This window comes from Dyella sp. AD56, from assembly GCF_002878475.1.
Taxonomy (GTDB): Bacteria; Pseudomonadota; Gammaproteobacteria; order Xanthomonadales; family Rhodanobacteraceae; genus Dyella.
The window spans coordinates 18,046-36,459 of sequence record NZ_NRDP01000005.1 but is presented as its reverse complement, the minus strand read 5'-3'; the positions used below and the strand labels follow the sequence as shown (position 1 = coordinate 36,459).

19 protein-coding genes are annotated in these 18,414 nt (G+C 64.2%); 11 read left to right on the top strand and 8 right to left on the bottom strand.

Features of this window, described 5'->3' with window-relative positions; all coding sequences use genetic code 11:
* Positions 1–56: 56 nt before the first annotated feature.
* From DyAD56_RS04640 to aroE, 5 genes are all read right to left on the bottom strand, one after another.
* Positions 57–347, bottom strand: a complete 291-nt coding sequence (locus DyAD56_RS04640; RefSeq protein WP_102301584.1) for a hypothetical protein — start codon at positions 345–347, stop codon at positions 57–59.
* Between the two features lie 58 nt (positions 348–405).
* Positions 406–1,425 carry an energy transducer TonB gene (locus DyAD56_RS04635; RefSeq protein ID WP_102301583.1) on the bottom strand — a complete coding sequence of 340 codons (1,020 nt, stop codon included), beginning with the start codon at positions 1,423–1,425 and terminating at the stop codon, positions 406–408.
* A 134-nt stretch (positions 1,426–1,559) separates the two neighbouring features.
* Positions 1,560–3,326, bottom strand: a complete 1,767-nt coding sequence (locus DyAD56_RS04630) for a peptide-N4-asparagine amidase (protein WP_102301582.1) — start codon at positions 3,324–3,326, stop codon at positions 1,560–1,562.
* 129 nt (positions 3,327–3,455) lie between these two features.
* Positions 3,456–3,734, bottom strand: a complete 279-nt coding sequence (locus tag DyAD56_RS04625; protein ID WP_102301581.1) for a YkgJ family cysteine cluster protein — start codon at positions 3,732–3,734, stop codon at positions 3,456–3,458.
* A 10-nt stretch (positions 3,735–3,744) separates the two neighbouring features.
* Positions 3,745–4,575 (bottom strand): shikimate dehydrogenase, encoded by an 831-nt coding sequence (gene aroE / locus DyAD56_RS04620; RefSeq protein WP_102301580.1) that lies wholly within the window; start codon positions 4,573–4,575, stop codon positions 3,745–3,747.
* A gap of 155 nt (positions 4,576–4,730) precedes the next feature.
* On the opposite strand from aroE, the gene DyAD56_RS04615 reads away from it, so the two are divergent.
* Positions 4,731–4,988, top strand: coding sequence for a hypothetical protein (locus DyAD56_RS04615; RefSeq protein WP_102301579.1), 258 nt, complete (start codon positions 4,731–4,733; stop codon positions 4,986–4,988).
* Positions 4,989–5,160: 172 nt separating this feature from the next.
* Here the strand turns inward: DyAD56_RS04615 and DyAD56_RS04610 are convergent, their stop codons facing one another.
* Positions 5,161–6,645 carry a RimK family protein gene (locus DyAD56_RS04610; protein ID WP_102301578.1) on the bottom strand — a complete coding sequence of 495 codons (1,485 nt, stop codon included), beginning with the start codon at positions 6,643–6,645 and terminating at the stop codon, positions 5,161–5,163.
* A 357-nt stretch (positions 6,646–7,002) separates the two neighbouring features.
* On the opposite strand from DyAD56_RS04610, the gene DyAD56_RS04605 reads away from it, so the two are divergent.
* Complete coding sequence (locus DyAD56_RS04605; RefSeq protein ID WP_199178885.1) at positions 7,003–7,476, top strand: GNAT family N-acetyltransferase; 474 nt, start codon at positions 7,003–7,005, stop codon at positions 7,474–7,476.
* Positions 7,477–8,067: 591 nt separating this feature from the next.
* On the opposite strand, the gene DyAD56_RS04600 is transcribed toward DyAD56_RS04605, so the two are convergent.
* Positions 8,068–8,739 (bottom strand): hypothetical protein, encoded by a 672-nt coding sequence (locus DyAD56_RS04600; RefSeq protein WP_102301577.1) that lies wholly within the window; start codon positions 8,737–8,739, stop codon positions 8,068–8,070.
* A gap of 160 nt (positions 8,740–8,899) precedes the next feature.
* Here DyAD56_RS04600 and DyAD56_RS04595 point away from each other — a divergent pair, with 160 nt between their 5' ends.
* The 9 genes from DyAD56_RS04595 (at position 8,900) to DyAD56_RS04555 (ending at position 15,990) form a co-directional block, all read left to right on the top strand.
* Positions 8,900–9,298 carry a lipoprotein gene (locus DyAD56_RS04595; RefSeq protein WP_102301576.1) on the top strand — a complete coding sequence of 133 codons (399 nt, stop codon included), beginning with the start codon at positions 8,900–8,902 and terminating at the stop codon, positions 9,296–9,298.
* On the top strand, positions 9,298–10,131 hold the full coding sequence (gene dapF, locus DyAD56_RS04590; protein ID WP_102301575.1) for a diaminopimelate epimerase: 834 nt from the start codon (positions 9,298–9,300) through the stop codon (positions 10,129–10,131). Before DyAD56_RS04595 ends, dapF begins: the two co-directional genes overlap by 1 nt.
* An 87-nt stretch (positions 10,132–10,218) precedes the next feature.
* The gene (locus DyAD56_RS04585; protein ID WP_102301574.1) at positions 10,219–10,902 is read left to right on the top strand and encodes a DUF484 family protein; all 684 of its coding nucleotides are present in this window, start codon (positions 10,219–10,221) and stop codon (positions 10,900–10,902) included.
* Positions 10,903–10,911: 9 nt separating this feature from the next.
* Entirely contained in the window at positions 10,912–11,799 is an 888-nt protein-coding gene (xerC, locus tag DyAD56_RS04580) for a tyrosine recombinase XerC (RefSeq protein WP_102301573.1), read from the top strand.
* A 120-nt stretch (positions 11,800–11,919) separates the two neighbouring features.
* Positions 11,920–12,948: a sulfite exporter TauE/SafE family protein gene (locus DyAD56_RS04575; RefSeq protein WP_102301572.1), complete on the top strand. Its 1,029-nt coding sequence runs from the start codon at positions 11,920–11,922 to the stop codon at positions 12,946–12,948.
* Between the two features lie 24 nt (positions 12,949–12,972).
* Entirely contained in the window at positions 12,973–13,305 is a 333-nt protein-coding gene (locus DyAD56_RS04570) for a GlpM family protein (protein ID WP_102301571.1), read from the top strand.
* A 92-nt stretch (positions 13,306–13,397) separates the two neighbouring features.
* Positions 13,398–13,931: an ATP-dependent protease subunit HslV gene (hslV, locus tag DyAD56_RS04565; protein ID WP_102301570.1), complete on the top strand. Its 534-nt coding sequence runs from the start codon at positions 13,398–13,400 to the stop codon at positions 13,929–13,931.
* A 70-nt stretch (positions 13,932–14,001) separates the two neighbouring features.
* The gene (hslU, locus tag DyAD56_RS04560; protein WP_102301569.1) at positions 14,002–15,339 is read left to right on the top strand and encodes an ATP-dependent protease ATPase subunit HslU; all 1,338 of its coding nucleotides are present in this window, start codon (positions 14,002–14,004) and stop codon (positions 15,337–15,339) included.
* 36 nt (positions 15,340–15,375) lie between these two features.
* The gene (locus tag DyAD56_RS04555; protein WP_102301568.1) at positions 15,376–15,990 is read left to right on the top strand and encodes a hypothetical protein; all 615 of its coding nucleotides are present in this window, start codon (positions 15,376–15,378) and stop codon (positions 15,988–15,990) included.
* 144 nt (positions 15,991–16,134) lie between these two features.
* Here DyAD56_RS04555 and DyAD56_RS04550 read toward each other — a convergent pair whose 3' ends face one another.
* Positions 16,135–18,408, bottom strand: coding sequence for a S9 family peptidase (locus DyAD56_RS04550; RefSeq protein ID WP_102301567.1), 2,274 nt, complete (start codon positions 18,406–18,408; stop codon positions 16,135–16,137).
* Positions 18,409–18,414: the final 6 nt, after the last annotated feature.

The following is an 18,414-nucleotide window of genomic DNA, read 5'->3' as shown; positions in this document are numbered from 1 at the left end:
TCAGCGATGTGACTCGTGCACCTCACGAACGCATGCACGACAACGTCATCAACAGCTCAGCTGAAGCGTCCGCCAGTGATGCGACCATCCTTGTCGAGCTCCGCGTAATAGCGGCTGTTGTTGGAGCGGTACTCCATCGTGCTCACCGTGCCAGGCAGCATCAACTGCACGTCAGGATAAGTGGTACGGAACTGATCGGGCGTCGGACGCGTGGCGATGAAAGCATCGAATGCCTTCATGTCAGTGACGTAACCATGCACGGGCGTGGGCATGGCGGGTGTCGATGCCTGGCATCCACCCAGGACAACGGCAATGGCGAGAACGGCAGGGGCGATGAAGCGCTGCATGGCGTGACTCCTTGATAGGCCACGTATGATTATGCGCTTTCGTGCCTGAGCAACGGCCTCACAGACGGAATTCGATGCGCTGACGCACCTGCGCAGCCACCGGCTTGCCGTCTTGCATGCCCGGCGAGAACTGCCAGCGCGACACGGCACTGAGCGCCGCGCGATCAAACACGTACTTGGGGTCGGCATCCGTCACGCTGGCACTGGTGACGCTACCGTCGGGTTGGACCATGAAGGTGACATCCACCCAACCTTGGCGGCGCGTGCGTTTCGCATCAGGCGGATATGCGGGCGCGACGCGATGCGTCAGCACCGGAGCGCTCCCGCCCGTGGCATCTGCCATCGTTGGTGCCATCACTGGAACACGGGCATGCACTGCCGATGCGGGCGCAGCTTCCACTGGCGTGGACGGCACATGCAGTGACGCCATGGTCTGTGCGGAAGATGCCGGCGCATTGGCGGGCTTGGCCGGTGGAATGACCGGTGCGGCTGCCGGTGGGAGGGCGGCCACTGGAGCGACCGTTCGTGAAGGCGTCGGCGGCGTCGGCGCGCGGCGGTTGGCCTGCTGCTGCGCCTGTTGAGCTTGCTGCGCCACCGTCGCGCGCTGTGCCTGCAGCTTGGATTGCAGCAGAGTGAGCGTGTAATTGTGCGGATCGGCACGTGTCAGCAGATCGATCTCGCGCTGCGCTTCGGTGGCGTCACCCGCATCAATAGTCTGCTCGGCGGCGTTGGCTGCAAACGGGAACACTTCGCGCAAGGCATCTTGTGCCACGCGATTGCCCGGCTCGCGCTGAAGCACCGCCAGATACAGTTCGAACGCGTTGTTGCCGGCAGGAGCGAGTAGGCGCTGAGCCGTCATGGCGTCGCGCGCACGCTGCAGCAATTCATCAGTGCCCAGCATCGTGTGCACGACCGGGCCGGAGGCTGCCGCGACATCGCTGGTTGGTTGCTCGGGGGCATTGCCGTGCCTGATCTGCCAGTAGATCACTCCACCGGCGGCAGCGATCAATGTAATGAGGATCGGCAGACTGTAGCGAACGACACCCTGGGCGCGACGACGCGACGAAGCGGAAGACATGAGTCACACAGACAATCGAAGCCGGCGCGCCGGCAAGGCGCGCAAGCTTAGGGATCACATATTGCGGGGATGTTGCTCCGCGTCACGAAGCGCAAGCCGACCCACGCACGCGGCGCGGGTCGGCAAGGCTACCGTCAGCGACCCGGCAACAGACTGCTGTCTGGCGATCCATCAGGATGCGCAAACCAGGATACGCGGTTAACCCTGTCTGGGCAGCCCTTGCCCGAGTCATAGCCGGTCACGGCGCCGGCCTGCGTAATGACCGATGCGCGATAGCAGCTGCCCAGTGTGTCGCGGAAGACAAACGCCTGTGAACTCTGCTGACCGCTGTGGCCGGTCACGCTGCCACTGGCGTCGATGGCGAGCGTGTCGGTTGAATCGACGGTGTTGTCGACATCAGCCCCATAGACGGTCAAGCCCAACAACCGCAATTCGTCGCGCTGCCGATACCCCTGATGCACGGTGGACGCAGCGCTGGAGCTGCCGTCGCTAGCCAACAGCTGGTTGTAGTCGAGCGAGAAGGGATAGTCGAAATGCTCGTGCCGTTCCGCCGTCAGGAAGTTGCCGAGGCGACTCTGACTCGTGCTGTCCGACCAGGTGCGCTGCCACGTCTGCTGACGGTAGGTGCTGCTGTTGATGGTGAAGGTCTGCTTGTCATCGAACCCGGTGTTCTGCGTCACCGTGCTGGTGATGCGACCATGCGACGTGTTGGCATAGCCCTCGATGACGAAGCGACGGTCGAGCTTGGTGGTGATAGCACCGTCGATATTACCGTTGCTCGCCGTCGCCAGCGTGCTGCCGATAGTTGGCGTCGGCGCCTGCCCCGTCAATGTGTTGCGCGTGACCTTGCCGGTGACCTGGGTGGCATGCGCGTCGCGATAGACAAGCAATGCGGCGGTGGCGGAGAAGTAGCTGTTCGCACCCGCCACCTGCACGGCCACTTCATGCGGGTTGCCGTCGCTGAGCTGGCCGGCGAACGGCGTGAGGTCCACGCGGTATGGCAGGAAGTTCAGCGTCTGCACACCCGGCGTCGGTCGCCACAGATAAGGATCGATACCGCCCGTATAGACCCATGGATACACCGGCGCGACGCCGGCCGGCGTGCCGTCGATGCTGATTTCCGCCTCGCGAAAGTTACCGCCGCCGCATTCATTGGTTTCCGTGGCGTAGGCATCGGGTACGCAGGTGTACCAGAACTCGTCGTTGCTCTGGCTCTGGGTGAAAACATCCAGATAGGCGCGCTCCACGTTAGTGGGCAGGGTGAGCGTGCGTGCCAGCTTGTCACTCGACGTATTGAGCGACGTCGTACTACCCACCGGATCGCTACCGAGCGGGTACACCGCGTCCGGCGCGACGGCGGCACGCGCACCGGCCGATGCCGGATAGAACAGCAGGCGCGCCGTGCCATGAATCACGCCGGTGTAAGTGCTGTTCACCACATTGCCGATGATCGCCTGTCCCTGGCCCACGCTGCGCAACAACGCCGAGTAGTCGGTGAGATCGCGCTCGACGTGCCATGCCGGCGACACCGCGGCCGAGGGTTCCTGTGTGGTTCCGAAATAGAGGTTGACGCCGCCCAGCCACAGGGTGGCCGTGCGGTCGTATTGGCGGCCAGCCGTGACGGAGAAGTCCGCCTCCAGCACCACCTTGGCCCACGCGCCGGTGCACGAGGTAGGGGGCGTATAGCTATAGGGACGAGCATTGAAGTCGTCGAACGTTACGTTGGTGAACAAGGTCACCACACAAGGCTGGCCCGGCGGACGCGGCACGGTCGGGTCCGCCGTGGCGACATTGGTGGAACCGACGACCGGATCAGCAACAGCTCGCGCAGCAAAACCGCCAGCCAATGTTGCCGCCAGCACGCCCACCGCCAGATGGCGGACCAAAACCCCAGGCACCATGACGTTCTCTCCCCGTAATGTGCCCCCTGCACCGGGAAAACTAGCACGGCGAGATGTGGGCCAGACGTCTATACGTCCGCACTCCGGGCATGCAGGTTCTTGCGACCGCCTGCCGGCGTGAAGGCTTTGTCAGTCTGAACGAGTGGCTGCCTCGAGCGCGTCCAGGTAGGCCATGGCGCGGTCGCGTGAATCGCCACACATGGCAAGGTCCGGCCGCAGGCCGGCGCACACCGCCGGACGTTCAGGCTGGCCGAAGATGGCGCAGCGGTTGTCGTCGGTCAGCTGTATGCAGCGCATCCCAGCCGGCTTGCCGTTGGGCATGCCGGGAATGGGTGAAGAAATCGACGGCGCGATACAGCACGCACCGCAGCCCGCCCGGCAGCTCAACACACTCGCCGGGCGTGACATACCAGCGTGCTCAGCCGTACTGCTTGCGCAGATCGGCGTAGACGGGATCGGTATCCGGACGCTTGCCATGCCACAGTTCGAAGGTATCGGCCGCGGTTTCGATCAGCATGCCGAGGCCATCGAAGGCGTATCGCGCACCAGCCGTGCGCGCCCAAGCCAGGAAACTGGTGGCTGCCACGCCGTAGGAGAGGTCATAGCAAAGCGCACGGTTGCCGACGATGGCGAACGGCAAGTCGAGCGACTTGCCCAGCACACCGGCTGAGGTCGCATTGACGATGAGGTCGAACGCGCCCAGATCGGCCAGGTCTTCCCAGTAGCGCGTGTGTGCGCGGGCCGGTTCGCCAATGGCGTCGGCCAGCGCGTCGGCAGCCTCGGGCGTGCGATTGACGATGGTCAACGTATCCACGCCAGCATCCAGCAACGACCACGCTACGCCGTGCGCCGCGCCACCGGCGCCGAGCAGCAGGGCGGTATGGCCGCGCAGGTCCACGCTATGGCGCTCAGTAATGTCGCGCACCATGCCGGCGCCGTCGGTGTTGTGGCCGGCAACGCGGCCACCGGGCAACGCGGTGAGCACGTTGGCCGTGCCCGCCCGGCTGGCAGCCTGGCTACGCTCGTCAGCCATCGCGAAGGCCGCCGTTTTGTGCGGCAGCGTTACGTTCGCACCGCGGCCACCGTTGGCGAAGAACTCGCGCACGGCCGTTTCGAACTCGCCCGGTGCCGCGTCGATGGTGCGGTACTCCAGGTCGATCCCAAACTGGCGCGCGAACGCCTGGTGGATCTGCGGCGACAGCGAATGGCTGATGGGGTGGCCGAATACCGCGAACTGTCCTGCACTCATGCGCGCTCCTGATGAAAGTCGATGCCGCTCCAGAAGCGGCTTCCGGCTCGGCCGGACCGCCTATTTTAGCTCCGCAAGCCGCGCCGCGTGTGGCATCGCAGGTTTTGAGATCAGCGCCGGGCACGCTTGCCTCAACACGACGACGGACTACCGCCATGCGCCCCAGCACTCGAACTGCCCATCACGAACGCCTGCTTGGCGCTGCCCTGCTGTGGCTGCTGGCCGGCGCTGCGCTGTTGCTGACCACGCTGGTGCCTGCCCATACGGACACGTTCGGCTGGACGCCCGCGTTCTGGCTGGCGGGCGCACCGCTGGTGGTGCTGCTAGCGCTGGAGCCGTCGCTGCCCCGTCAACTGTTGGGCCTGCTGGTCCGTCCGCGCCGTCGTCCGGCCGCGCGGCTGATCTGGAACTGACCCGATAACGAATCTACTTGGCAGTGGATGCCGCGGCAGGAACGTCGCGGCGTGGGGCTCCTGACGATGGCCTGGGATGGCTGGGCACCTCGCTGGAGCGGCGCGATGGATCGCGCCCGCGTGACGGCAGTTCAAGGACGGGCTGCCGGAATCACCCCACTATGGATGCAGGCTATTTGGTATCGCCGGAACGCTTGAGCTCCATGCGCCGCAGGAACTCCTGCATGATGCGGCGATAGAGTTCTTCACCGAGGTATTCGTCCTCGACGCCCGCGTCGATGGACGGGTTGTCGTTCACCTCGATCACCACTGGCTTGTCGCCGATACGCTTGATGTCCACGCCATAGAGACCGTTGCCCACGGCCTGCGTAGCCTTGAGCGCCAGCTTCACCACATCGGCCGGTGCCTTTTCGATCGGGAGCGTTTCCGATTCGCCAGACTTGGACGCACCCTTGGCACCGTGGTTGTAGATCTGCCAGTGGCCACGCGACATGTAGTACTTACAGGCGTACAGCGGCTCGTTGTTGAGCACGCCGACGCGCCAGTCGAACTCGGTGGGCACGAACTCCTGTGCAATCAGCAGCGCGCTGTGCTGGAACAGCTCGCCCGTCGCCTTGCTGAGCGCCGCTTCGTTCTCCACCTTCACCACGCCGCGCGAGAACGAGCCGTCGGGAATCTTCAGCACCAGCGGAAAGCCGAGCTTCTCCGAAACCTCTTTCAAGCCCTTGGCGTCATCGCGATAAAGGATTTCCGTGCGCGGCACGGCGAGCTTGCGCGACACCATCAGGTCGTTGAGGAAGATCTTGTTCGTGCAACGCAGGATCGATGTGGGGTCATCCATCACCACCATGCCTTCCTTCTCCGCGCGATGCGCGAAGCGGTAGGTATGGTTGTCGCTGGCAGTGGTTTCGCGGATGAACAGGCCGTCGTATTCCGCTAGCCGTTGGTAATCGTTCTTGCCGATGGGGTCGACTTCGATGCCCAGTTCCTTGCCCGCAGCGATGAACAGCTTCTGCGCCTTTTTGTTCGATGGCGGCATCACCTCATGCGGGTCGACCAACATGGCGATGTCGTAGCGAAACTGCTTGCGCGCCTTGGGCTTGCGCCAGAGCTTCTTGCTGAAGCGATCCAGCTCTTCGGCGAAGGCGTCTTCCTGTGCGTCGTCCAGCGTGTGCAGGCCCACCGGCTTGATGGCACTGATCTGCCACATGCGGTCGCGCTCGAATTCGATACGCAGCAGCGGGCAGGGAAACATTTCGAATACCTGGCGCGCCAGGTCCTGCAGCGCAGGGTGAGCCGTCTGCCCGAAGTAGACCAGGATCCCGAAATCAGTGGTGTCTCGGCCGCCGGCCGGCAGGAAATGGGTGAGCTTGGAACTGAGGTCCTCGATCTCCAGGCCGTACAGCGAGCGGCGGCGCAAATCGTTCACCGTGCGCACTGACGGCATCACGCGATGCCCGCGCGCCTCGGCTAGCAGCGAAACGTAGTAACCCGCGCCCAGGTATTTGTAGCTGCGGCACAGGTTGATGACGTGGGTGCGCTCGTCGTCGACGCCGACAGGTTCGCGCAGGTAATCCATCGCGGTAACCACGTCCGCGGACGGGTAGTAGACGCTCCAGTCGGAGGCCTTCTCGACAACAAGGACGAGACGAGTCATGACACCTCTGTCAGATAGAACTGAGGAGTGTCGTCACGCGGGGAACGGGGCGGCACGGCGCAAGTGGCGCAGTGTGCGCACATGCGCGGCGCGACACAAGACAGCCCTCCGGGCGGACTCATAGGCGGTTCAATTTCCAGGCGACGGGGGCGCCCCTTCCCGAAATGCCAGGAAAATCATGACCGGTTCCGTCACCACATCGCGCCCTGACATCCACCTTTTCGTTACATCCTGCGCGACGCGGCGCCCGAAGATTGAACACGCTCTGAAATCCGCCACAAGTCATCGTTGCCCCCAGGGGAAGGGGGGACTACAGTGCGCGCCTTGTTTCATTGCGCGCCAGCGGAACCGCCCCTGATGACACCCATGCCCGCGACCGCCGCTGTACGTGTGCGGCGCGCAGAACTCTCGGATCTCGACGACCTCGTTGCCCTGGAAGAGAGCAGCTTCGCCACCGATCGCCTGAGCCGGGCCCAGTACCGACGTCATCTGGACAGCGAAAGCGCGCAAGTACTCGTCGCCAGCGCCAATCACCGCCATTTCCTGGGCACCGCCGTGGTGTTCTTCCGCAAGGGGACTCATGTGGCGCGGCTGTACTCCATCGCCACCAAGGCAGAAGCGCGCGGCAAGGGTGTGGGCTCGGCTTTGCTCGAAGCTGCGGAGAAACTCGCGGCGCGGCGTCGTTGCACGTCGCTGCGCCTGGAAGTGCGCATCGATAATCAGGATGCGATCCGGCTGTATGAGCGGTTGGGGTATGCCCGCATTGGGCGATATGCGCGCTATTACGGGGATGGGGCGGATGCTTGGCGGTATGAGAAGGTGTTTGGCTGATTGCGAAGACGCTTCTGCGTGATGCGATAGGGCAGGGTGCTCGCCTCGCCTTTCTGAGGCGCATGCGCAATGCACTAGAGCAGGAGCAACGCGACCCGCCGTGATGCGATGTGCAGCGAAGCTGCACGAGCCGTCTGCTTGTTGCTTTTGATCTTCCGGGTCCCCGTATGAGGCGGCGGCCGGGTGGAGAGATGGCCCCGTAGGGGTGGCTGGCAGGGATGCCAGCCACTTTTCGCCGGGGCAGGAGCTCCGTCGAAAAGCCCGGAACCCGACCGCGTACCTATCGGGCGTCAGCCCGATAGGCGACTCATCCGGGGTGCCCTTTCTTTGGGTTACTTTTCTTTGGGCAAGCAAAGAAAAGTGACTCGGCCTCCGGCAGGAGGGCGAAACGCCCGCCGCGTAGGCGGCCAGGTCGCCGTAACGCGACAACCAAGCGATACAGAAACTGGATGACCAGCCATTCGGCTGTTGAAAAGCGCTTCCGGCCTGCGCCGGGATGACGATAACAACGGTGAGGCTAGATTGATCCCCCACCCCAACCCTCTCCCCAAAGGGCAGAGGGAGCAGTCTTGCGGCAGAAACGCGCCCCCATCAAAACGGCTGCGCGATCCTCTGCACCGTAGCCTCATCCGGCCTAGCCACCAACGCCCCCGTCCGCATCAAACTCACCGAGTAATGCCCCTGATCCACCAGCGGCAGAAACACGCCGCTGCCGAACAGCACATCCACATCCGGCACCCAACTCGGGTATTGCTTATGCAGGTCGAGTAGATCGAAATCACCGGCCTCGCGGAAATCGACCACGGTGCGCGGCGCGTGCATCTCGTCATTCGGGTCGTCATAGCGCCCCGACAGGCGATCAAGGCGATACATCGGCGGCAGCAGCGGCGTCTTCCACTTCAGCACCACCGCTTCCACGCGCCAGGCATCACCGGCCACCTGCACGCGCCGGCTGGTGCCGTCCGGCCAATGCAGCACGAGCAGCCAGCGCTGCGGGGAAAGGATGTGTGCGTCGATGTCGACCACGGGTGCTTCTTCGGTAAGCAGGCGGTACCCGCGCAAGGCGAAGCCCATGCCGGTCAGCGCCAAAGTGATCGCGAACGCCACGAGCAGCAGCACGGCGCGTCCCGCCGCCGCCAACCGCTGTCCGTGGTCCAGTCGGTGACGCAACGCCACTAACTGGAAGAGGGTGACCATCAGCGCGACCACTGCCAGGATCAGCAGGATCGTCGCGGGGAGGCGCAGCAGCGCGGTCCAATCCATCGTCGTACGTCTTTGTGCACTCAAACCGCGCGCGGGCGGCGACGGCGGCATCATAGCGGCTGGCGGGGTCTGGACGGCGGGCTGAACCGAGCGTGTCTGTTTGCTCGCTACGTTTTCTAGGCTTGCCTATACTGCGGCGGTTCCCGCCGGATACCCCGACATGCGCCGATCCCTCCTGCTGCTCCCGCTGTGCTCCGTCCTTGCCCTGCTCGCCGGGTGCGGCAACAAGGGACCGCTGTACATGCCCAAGGCGACTCCAACCGCCACCGTTCATCCGGCCACGCCGGCAGCGCCTGCGACACCGGCTGCCAAACCGGCCGCGCCCGCTGTCATCACCCCCGTGACACCTGCGCCGGTGCATGGCTTCGTGACCGACATGACGGCATTCAACACCTTCATCGCCGCGCACCCGACACCGGATCAGTTCCATGCGGCGTATCCAGACGTGCTGCTGGTGCTGCCGGGCACGATCGCCACGCGCGAGTTGCGTACCAACAACAGCCGCTATTTCGCCGAAGTGGATACCAACGGCCGGATTACCGGCGGCAAGTTCATGTAATGAGGCTTTCGTTTTCCAAGATGCACGGCATCGGCAACGACTTCGTCATGGTCGATTGCCGCCAACGCCCGTTTCCGCTCGACGGAGCACAGATCCGCGCTATCGCCGATCGCCACACGGGCGTGGGCTTTGATCAGCTGATCAGCATCGAGCCGCCGCGCGATGCCTCGTGTGCGTTCTACTACGGCATCTGGAACGCCGATGGCTCGCTGTCGGGCCAGTGCGGCAACGGCGTGCGCTGCGTAGCCGCATGGCTGCATCGCGCAGGCGAACTGTCCATCGGCGATACGGTGCGATTGGAAAGCCCCTCCGGCCCAGTCACGGTGCGCCTTACCGGCCCGAACGAGGTGACGGTGGATATGGGCGTGCCCGCGCTGGAACCCGTGCGGATCCCGTTCCGCGCCGACCTCACGGCGGATCGCTACGCCATCGGCGTCGACGGCGAAATGCTGGAAATCGGCGCGCTATCGATGGGTAACCCACATGCCGTGGCCGTGGTGCCGGATCTGGAAGCTCCCAGCCTGGAGCGCCTCGGCCCTCTGCTGACCACGCATGAGCGGTTCCCGGAAGGCGCCAACGCCGGCTTCGTGCAAAAGATCGACCGCGGCCAGTTGAATCTGCGCGTACATGAGCGCGGCAGCGGGTGGACGCTCGCCTGCGGTACGGGCGCCAGCGCGGCCATGGCCGTGCTGCGTCTGCGAGGTGAGGTCGACGAGCGGGTCAAGGTCACCCTGCCAGGTGGCACGCTGACCATCGACTGGGCTGGGCCGGGGAATACCTTGTGGATGACCGGGCCGGCGACCTTCGTTTTCGACGGCGAGTGGTTGGGCTGACAGCATTTTTTGTCCATATCGGTTGAAAGCCAGTAGCCGGGCGTCGCACACTCGGGCTCGCGACGCATCGACTCCGCTGAGGTAGAAATGTCCGACACCGCCATCGCCGACACGCTTTCCGCCAGCGACGTCGCGGCTTATCTGCGCCGTCACCCTGAATTTCTCAGTGATTACCCCGATATCGCCGCGCAGCTCACCCTGCCGCGCGAGCAGGGCCGGGTCGCGTCGCTGGCCGTCTACCAGCTGCAGAGCCTGCGCGAGAAGAACGCGGAGTTGGAAAAGCAGCTGGCCACGCTGATTTCCATCGCCGCGGACAACGAGCGGCTGATGCAGCGCGTGCACGAGCTCAACCTCGCCGTGTTGCGCGCAGGCACGCCCGCGGTTGCGGCGCGCAGCGTGGTGGCACGGTTGTCGGAGGACTTCCAGACGGATCAGGTGCGCCTGATGCTGTTCGGCCCCGTGGGCCTACCGCCCGCCGACTGGCTGGTGCACGTGCCGGGTGGGCGTTCTCAGGTGCCAGAGTTCGCTGACTTTCTCTCGCACCACGAACCCGTCTCTGGCCGTCTTTCAGCGGAACGCCTGTACCGCTTGTTTGGCGACCACGCGCCGGAGATCCGCTCGGCCGCGATGATGCCGTTGGGCGAATTCGGCATTCTGGCGATTGGCAGTGGCGACGCCGACCATTTCCAGCCAGGTATGGGCACGGTGTTTCTGAAGATGATCGCTGCCACGGTTACCACGGCGCTGCGTCGCTCGCAGGAAGTCCTCTAAGCTCTACCCATGGCCACACCGCAGGATCACGTCGACACCTGGCTCACCCGGCTTGCGGGGGAACGACAGGCATCGCCGCATACGGTCGATGGCTACCGCCGCGATCTGGCCAAGCTGCTGCGCTGGATGGAGGCACAGGGCGTCACCAGCTTCAGCGCGCTCGAATCCAATCGCCTGCGCGGTTTCGTGGCGGCGGAGCATCGCGCCGGCCTGTCGCCGAAGAGCTTGCAACGCTTGTTGTCCTCCTGCCGCAGCCTGTTCCGCCAGCTCACGCGCGAAGGGCTACTCGACCACGATCCGCTGGCCGGTGTACGCGGTCCCAAAGTGCATCGCAAGTTGCCGCAGGTGCTCGATGTGGACGAAGCAACCTCGCTGGTGGAAGCGCCAGCCGAGGGGGCGCTGAACCTGCGCGACCGCGCAATGCTGGAGCTGTTCTATTCCTCTGGCCTGCGCCTGTCCGAGCTTACTGGCCTGCGTTGGATCGACCTCGATCTTCAAGCCGGCGAAGTCCGCGTGCTCGGCAAGGGCAGCAAGACGCGCATCGTGCCGGTCGGTCGGCATGCGGTGGCGGCGCTGCGCGCGCTGGGTGAGGCGGAGAGCATGGTGCCCGAGCAGCCTGTGTTCAAAGGCCGCGGTGGGGCGCCGATCAATCCGCGCACCGTGCAACTTCGGTTGAAGACGCTGGCGCTGCAGCAAGGCCTCGCCAAGCGCATCCATCCGCACTTGCTGCGCCATACCTTCGCCAGCCACATGCTGGAATCCTCGGGCGACCTGCGCGCCGTGCAGGAGTTGCTGGGCCACGCCGACATCGCCACGACACAGATCTACACGCACCTGGATTTCCAGTACCTGGCGCGTGTCTACGATGCCGCGCATCCGCGCGCCAAGCGTAAATAGGCGAGGGTGTTGGTCATGACCGTAGGCCGACCCGCCGCCCGCTAAGCGGGTTCTAATCGGCGCTCCGTAGCATCGACCGCTGTTTATGCGGATGCCGCGCGCATCCATGGTCGATTCGCCATGTTCTCCTGGTTGCTTCTCCTCTCCGGCGTTGGCGTTGCCGCTTTCGTCATCAGCACACTGAGCGGTGGTGGTGCGGGCCTGATATTGCTGCCCATCCTGCGTATGGGCCTGCCGGCGGCGCAGGTGCCTGCAGCTTTGTCGATCGGCACGACGGTCAGTTCGGCCTCGCGCATCGCGCTGTTCTTCGCGTATATCGACTGGCGCATCGTGCGCTGGTTCGTGCCGGCGGCGATTCCATGCGTGTGGCTGGGCGCATGGCTGCTCACCTATGTGGAGCCCGCCTACCTGGAAGCCGCGCTTGGCTTGTTCCTGGTGGGCAACCTGCCGCTGCTGCTGCGTCCCTCGACGGCACCTGCCCGGCCTAGCGCGCGGCCGCTGTGGAGCTTGTGCCTGATCGGCGGAGCGGCCGGCTTTGTCTCCGGGCTCACGGGCGCGGTCGGGCTGCTATTCAACCGCTTCTACCTGCGCTACGGCTTGGAGAAGGAACAGATCGTGGCCACGCGGGCAGCCAACGAGATCATCCTGCACCTGATCAAGTTGGTGCTGTATGGCCTGTTCGGTTTGCTGACGACCGAGGTGTGGCTCGCCGGCGGCATCGTGGCGGCCGCGGCGCTACTCGCGGCGTGGCTGGCGCGACGTATCCTGCCGCGGCTGAGCGAATCGCTGTTCAAGCGCATCGGCTATGCAGCCATGGTGATATCCGGCTGCTTCATGTGCAGCAACGCCATGGCAGAACTCGCCGATCGCCACGGCATCGCTCTGCAAACGTTCCGCACACGCCAGGGCTTCGATAGCCGACTGGACTGGGCCGGCACGCGGCTCACGCTGGAGTTCAAGTACAGGAAGGGCTTCGAACTGGAGCGGGAAATCGACTGGGCCGAGCTTCCCGATGATCACAAGCTACTGGCCACGCCGCTGATCGCCGGCGCCGATCGCGTGGTGGTGGAGGCGACGCACTCATTGCGCGGGCGCTCCTACGAGTTGTATGTGTATCGCGACGGGCGGCTGGCCAAGCACAGGTTCTGAGCCGTCGGACCACCCGGAGCATCCATGAACCTGCTCGTGAAATCCCTGGTCGGCGCACTGATGGTGTTGCTGATTGGCCTACTTTCCCGCACCCGCAACTACTACATCGCCGGTCTGCTGCCGCTGTTTCCCACGTTCGCTCTGATGGCGCACTACATCGTGGGCAGCGAGCGCGGCACGGCAGACCTGCGCGCCACCATCCTGTTCGGCATGTGGGCGGTGGTGCCTTATCTGGCCTATCTAGTGTCACTGTATTGGCTGGTGGCACGCATGCGGCTGGTGCCAGCGCTGGGATCGGCGTTGCTGGTGTGGTGCCTAGTGGCGGGGTTGCTTGTCGTGGCATGGAATCGCCGCTAGACCGCTCCGGGGTGGCCGGAGTCCAGCGGTCCGGCTTGGATTCCGCCCACACGGCCCCACCTCTGGCGAATTCACTCTTTACGGAGTCCCCCATGGAATCCTTTCACGCCACGACCATCGTCTCGGTACGCCGCAACGGGCGCATCGTGATCGGTGGCGACGGCCAGGTCACCCTCGGCAACACGGTGATGAAGGCCAATGCCCGCAAGATCCGCCGCCTCGGCAAGGGCAACGTGCTGGCCGGTTTTGCGGGTGCCACCGCTGACGCCTTCACCCTGTTCGAGCTGTTCGAGCAGAAGCTCGACAAGCACGGTGGCAACCTGACCCGTGCGGCCGTGGAACTGGCCAAGGAATGGCGCACTGATCGCCGCCTGGGTCGTCTGGAAGCCATGCTCGCCGTGGCCGACAAGGAGGCTTCGCTGCTCATCTCTGGCAACGGTGACGTGCTGGAACCCGAGCATGGCCTGATCGCCATCGGCTCGGGTGGTCCGTATGCGCAATCGGCCGCACTGGCGCTGCTGGAGAACACCGAGATGGATTCGCGTGCCATTGTCGAACGCGCACTGAAGATCGCCGGCGACATCTGCATCTATACCAACCACAACACCTCGATCGAGGAGCTGTAAGCGCACGGCGCGACAGCATCCGCCGTCGTGCCTCGCACGACGCGTTGAAGATCAACCTTCCGGTGACCCCATGTCCGAATTGACACCCCGCGAAATCGTCAACGAACTCGACCGCTACATCATTGGCCAGCACGACGCCAAGCGCGCCGTGGCCATTGCGCTGCGCAACCGCTGGCGCCGCATGCAGCTCGAGCCGACCATGCGTGACGAAGTCACGCCCAAGAACATCCTGATGATCGGCCCGACCGGCGTGGGCAAGACCGAAATCGCCCGCCGCCTTGCCACACTGGCCAACGCGCCGTTCGTGAAGGTAGAGGCCACCAAGTTCACCGAGGTGGGCTACGTGGGCAAGGACGTCGAGTCCATCGTCCGCGATCTGGCTGACGTGGCCTACAAACTCACCCGCGAGCAGGCCATGAAGCGCGTGCGCACTCAGGCCGAAGATCGCGCCGAGGACCGCATCCTCGACGCCCTGCTGCCGCGCCGCCAGACGCCCACTGACTGGACCCACGACACCGCACCCAGCGCGGAACAGAACGACACCCGCCAGAAACTGCGCAAGCAACTGCGCGAAGGCGCGCTGGACGATCGCGAGATCGAGCTGGATTTCGCAATGAATGTCGGCGTGGAGATCATGTCGCCGCCGGGCATGGAAGAAATGGGCCAGCAGCTGCGCCAGATGTTCCAGAACATCGGTGGCGCCAAGACCCAGCAGCGCAAGGTTGCCATCAAGGCGGCTCGCCCGATGCTGATCGAGGAAGAAGCCGCCAAGCTCCTCAACGAGGAAGAAGTGCGCGCCCAGGCCATGCAGGCCGCCGAGCAGAACGGCATCGTCTTCATCGACGAGATCGACAAGGTGGCCCAGCGCTCCGAATTTGGTGGCGCAGGCGTAAGCCGCGAGGGTGTGCAGCGCGACCTGCTACCACTGGTGGAAGGCTCCACGGTGTCGACCAAGTACGGCCCGATGAAAACCGACCACATGCTGTTCATCGCCTCCGGCGCGTTCTCGCTGGCCAAGCCGTCGGACCTGATTCCCGAGCTGCAGGGCCGTTTGCCGATCCGCGTGGAGCTGTCGGCGCTGTCGGTCGAGGACTTCAAGCGGATCTTGCGCGAGCCACATAACGCGTTGACCAAACAGTACGTCGCACTGTTGGGCACCGAGGGCGTGACGGTGAATTTCACCGACTCTGGCATCGACCGACTGGCCGAGGTGGCTTTCCAGGTGAACGAGCGGACCGAGAACATCGGTGCACGCCGTCTTCACACGGTCATGGAGCGGCTGCTGGAGAAGATCTCCTACGAAGCTGCCGATAAATCCGGCGAAAACTACCTGATTGACGCCGAATATGTCGATAAAAACCTGGGAATGCTGGTCGAGGACGAAGATCTGTCACGTTACATCCTGTAAACAAGGGGAAAGCCCCGGGCTGGTAAAATTTTGACCATGGGAAATGTGATTGAACTGAAGACCACCGGCCAGCGCGCCCAGCTCCGCGAGGCGCAAGAGCAGCACCAGCTGGTTCGGTTGTGGCGCGGCGAACTCGAACACGGCAGCTTCTGTGGTTACGTGGGCGGTGTGGGTCGCGAATTTTTTCTGCTGTGGGTCGTCGGCGACGGCATCACCTATGACGGCATGTATGTGATGCGTCACCGCGACGTGTCCGAGCTGGAAGCGCCGGACAAGCATGCTCCCTTCATGGAGAAGGCGCTTGTCCTGAAACACCTGATGCCGCGGCCCCCGCGGGGCTTCCCGCTGGACGACATTCGCAGTGTCATCCAGGCGGCCGCCGCCCAGGCACCGGTGATCGGCGTGCACGTGGACAGCGAGGACGAGTCAGAGGTCTGCTACATCGGCCGACTGATCAGTGTGGAAGAGGACGGCTTCAACATGCAGGAGATCTCGCCCGACGCGGAATGGCTGCGCGAGGCGTCATTCTTCTCCTGGGACGAGGTGTCCACCGTCAGCATCGAGGATGGCTACGCCACGTCGCTGCTCGCCGTGGCCGGCACTCCGCCGCCGCTGGAACAGGGTGATTCGGGTGTGGGTCACGCCCAATAAGTACCGGTTGGTAGGAACGAACGAAAAAGCCGCCCCTGGGGCGGCTTTTTTATGCCGTGTTGTACGCGCGGCCGCCGCCAGAGCATCAACCACGTTTCCTATTCGTCATTCCGGCCTACGCCGGAATGACGAACGAGAAGCGGGTTATCGCGTCGTGGTAGCCGCCGCCGGCTGCACCACCGGCTTCGGCACCACTGGCACCGCCGCTCCCTTCACCTGTTGCTGGAAGAAATTCTCGATCAGGTGATAGACGTGGCTGCGCTGCCCCGGCAGGTTCAGGCCGTGCTTGGCGCCCGGGTAGGCCATGAACTGGAACTGGGTGCCGCGCTTCTGCAATTCCGCCATCAGCTCGGTCGAGTTGAGGAACAGCACGTTGTCGTCGGCCATGCCGTGGACCAGATACAGCTTGCTGGTCAGGCCATCCAGCCACGCCAATGGGGAGCTGCGGGTGTAGCCGGCGTCGTTGTCCTGCGGGCGGCCGAGGTAACGCTCGGTGTAGAAGGTGTCGTACAGGCGCCAGTTGGTCACCGGCGCCACAGCCACACCGCCCGCCAGTTCGTTCGAGGCCTTGGCCAGCATCATGGTCGTCATGTAGCCGCCGTAGCTCCAACCGAACACGCCGACATGCTTGCCGTCCACCCAGGGCTGGGACTTCAGCCAACGGATGCCGACCAGTTGGTCGTCCACCTCGGCCGCGCCAAGCTGCTGATAGATCACGCTGTCGAACTGCCGCCCGCGGCGCGCCATGCCGCGGTTGTCCAGGGTGAACACGACAAAGCCCTGGTTGGCCATGTACTGGTTGAAGTAGTCGCCCCACGCATTGGCGACCAACTGCGCGTGCGGGCCGCCGTAGTACATGTCGAACACGGGGTACTTCTTCGAGGGATCAAAACCGGCCGGCTTGTACAGGCGGTAGTACAGGGTTTGCCCGTCGGCCGCCTTGAGCGTGCCGAATTCCGGCTTGATCAGGCTGTCGCGGTAGGGCCAGAACGGATGTTTCTCGTCGAGCTTGTTGGGCTCGATCCAGGTAACCAAGCTGCCGTCCGCCTTGTGCAGGCTGACCTGTGGCGGCGTATCCACGCTGGAGAAGTTGTCGAGGTAGAAGCTGCCGTCCGGCGCGAAGGTGGCTGCATGCGTGCCCGCGTCCTGACTCACGCGCACCGGCGCACCCGCGTTGCTGCCGTCGAGCTTGAGCGCGTAGACCTGCTTCTCGGGCACCGCATCCTTGTTCGAGGCGACGAACACCGTGCCGGCGTGTTCGTTCACCGCCAGCAGGCCATCGATCTGCCAGTCGCCTTGGCTCACGGCATGCTTGAGTGTGCCGTCCAAGCCGTACAGATACAGATGGTGGAAGCCGCTGCGCTCGCTGCCCCACAGGAAGCTCTTGCCGTCCTTGAGGAAGCTGAGGTCGTCGTTGAGGTTGATCCACGTGTCGCTGGTTTCGGTGAGCAGCGTGCGCTGCGCCAACGTTTTCGCATCGACCAGGCGCAGATCCAGCTTCTGCTGGCTGCGCGGCATGCGCTGGTAGCTGACGTGCTTGCCGTCCGGCAACCAATTCACGCGGACCAGATAGATGTCCGGATCCTTGCCCAGGTCGATCCAGCGCGGCTGGCCGCCGGCCGGGGACACCAAGCCTAGTTTGACCGCGACGTTCGGCGTGCCGGCGGCAGGATAGCGCTGGTCGATCACGTCGGTATGGTCGGCATACAACTCGGTGCGTTTGGTCACCGGCACCTTGGACTCGTCGTAGCGCTCGAAGGCGATGGCGGAGTCGTCAGGCGCCCACCAGTAACCCGTGCTGCGGTCCATTTCCTCCTGCGCGACGAACTCGGCCTCGCCGTTGTGCACGGTACCGCCGCCGTCGTGGGTCAGCTGCTTCGCCTCGCCACTGGTCAGATCGATAACCCACAGATTCTGGTCGCGCACATAGGACACGTAGTGTCCCTTTGGCGAGATTCGCGGATCGATCACGTTATCGCCAGTGTCGAGCTGCCTGGGCGCCGCATCCGGTGTCGCCAGCGTGTAGACGTAGAGCTTGCCGTTGATCGGGATCAACAGCTGCTTGCCGTCCGGTGACCACTGATAGCTCACGATGCCGTGCAGGCCTGCGGTGCGTTCGCGCTCACGGCGCGCCTTTTCCGCATCCGACAGCTGCTCACCGTTGGGTTCCAGCTTCTTCGAGTCCACCAGCAGGCGGGTCTTGCCGCCCTTGAGGTCGTACTCCCACAGATCCAGCTGGCTCTGATCGTCCGGTTTGGCGCGCAGGAAGGTGACACGGCCGCCATCCGGCGATATCTGCAGGCCGCGCGGCGCGGCACCGGCAAGGCTGCCACCGTCGAAGATGCGTTCGATCGTGAGTTTTTCGGCCATGGTCGGCAGGGCCACCATTGTCAGGGCGGCAAAGAGGAGGGCGCGCATGGGTAC

Bases quoted from the DNA above. Each gene is read 5' to 3' on its own strand.
- DyAD56_RS04615 (WP_102301579.1), top strand. From the start codon at position 4,731: ATGCGCCCCAGCACTCGAACTGCCCATCACGAACGCCTGCTTGGCGCT.
- DyAD56_RS04550 (WP_102301567.1), bottom strand. From the start codon at position 18,408: ATGCGCGCCCTCCTCTTTGCCGCCCTGACAATGGTGGCCCTGCCGACC.
- DyAD56_RS04625 (WP_102301581.1), bottom strand. From the start codon at position 3,734: ATGTCACGCCCGGCGAGTGTGTTGAGCTGCCGGGCGGGCTGCGGTGCG.
- DyAD56_RS04585 (WP_102301574.1), top strand. From the start codon at position 10,219: ATGTCCGACACCGCCATCGCCGACACGCTTTCCGCCAGCGACGTCGCG.
- DyAD56_RS04575 (WP_102301572.1), top strand. From the start codon at position 11,920: ATGTTCTCCTGGTTGCTTCTCCTCTCCGGCGTTGGCGTTGCCGCTTTC.
- DyAD56_RS04610 (WP_102301578.1), bottom strand. From the start codon at position 6,645: ATGACTCGTCTCGTCCTTGTTGTCGAGAAGGCCTCCGACTGGAGCGTC.
- dapF (WP_102301575.1), top strand. From the start codon at position 9,298: ATGAGGCTTTCGTTTTCCAAGATGCACGGCATCGGCAACGACTTCGTC.
- DyAD56_RS04630 (WP_102301582.1), bottom strand. From the start codon at position 3,326: ATGGTGCCTGGGGTTTTGGTCCGCCATCTGGCGGTGGGCGTGCTGGCG.
- DyAD56_RS04600 (WP_102301577.1), bottom strand. From the start codon at position 8,739: ATGGATTGGACCGCGCTGCTGCGCCTCCCCGCGACGATCCTGCTGATC.
- xerC (WP_102301573.1), top strand. From the start codon at position 10,912: ATGGCCACACCGCAGGATCACGTCGACACCTGGCTCACCCGGCTTGCG.
- DyAD56_RS04605 (WP_199178885.1), top strand. From the start codon at position 7,003: ATGACACCCATGCCCGCGACCGCCGCTGTACGTGTGCGGCGCGCAGAA.
- DyAD56_RS04595 (WP_102301576.1), top strand. From the start codon at position 8,900: ATGCGCCGATCCCTCCTGCTGCTCCCGCTGTGCTCCGTCCTTGCCCTG.
- DyAD56_RS04635 (WP_102301583.1), bottom strand. From the start codon at position 1,425: ATGTCTTCCGCTTCGTCGCGTCGTCGCGCCCAGGGTGTCGTTCGCTAC.
- DyAD56_RS04640 (WP_102301584.1), bottom strand. From the start codon at position 347: ATGCAGCGCTTCATCGCCCCTGCCGTTCTCGCCATTGCCGTTGTCCTG.
- aroE (WP_102301580.1), bottom strand. From the start codon at position 4,575: ATGAGTGCAGGACAGTTCGCGGTATTCGGCCACCCCATCAGCCATTCG.
- DyAD56_RS04570 (WP_102301571.1), top strand. From the start codon at position 12,973: ATGAACCTGCTCGTGAAATCCCTGGTCGGCGCACTGATGGTGTTGCTG.
- DyAD56_RS04555 (WP_102301568.1), top strand. From the start codon at position 15,376: ATGGGAAATGTGATTGAACTGAAGACCACCGGCCAGCGCGCCCAGCTC.
- hslU (WP_102301569.1), top strand. From the start codon at position 14,002: ATGTCCGAATTGACACCCCGCGAAATCGTCAACGAACTCGACCGCTAC.
- hslV (WP_102301570.1), top strand. From the start codon at position 13,398: ATGGAATCCTTTCACGCCACGACCATCGTCTCGGTACGCCGCAACGGG.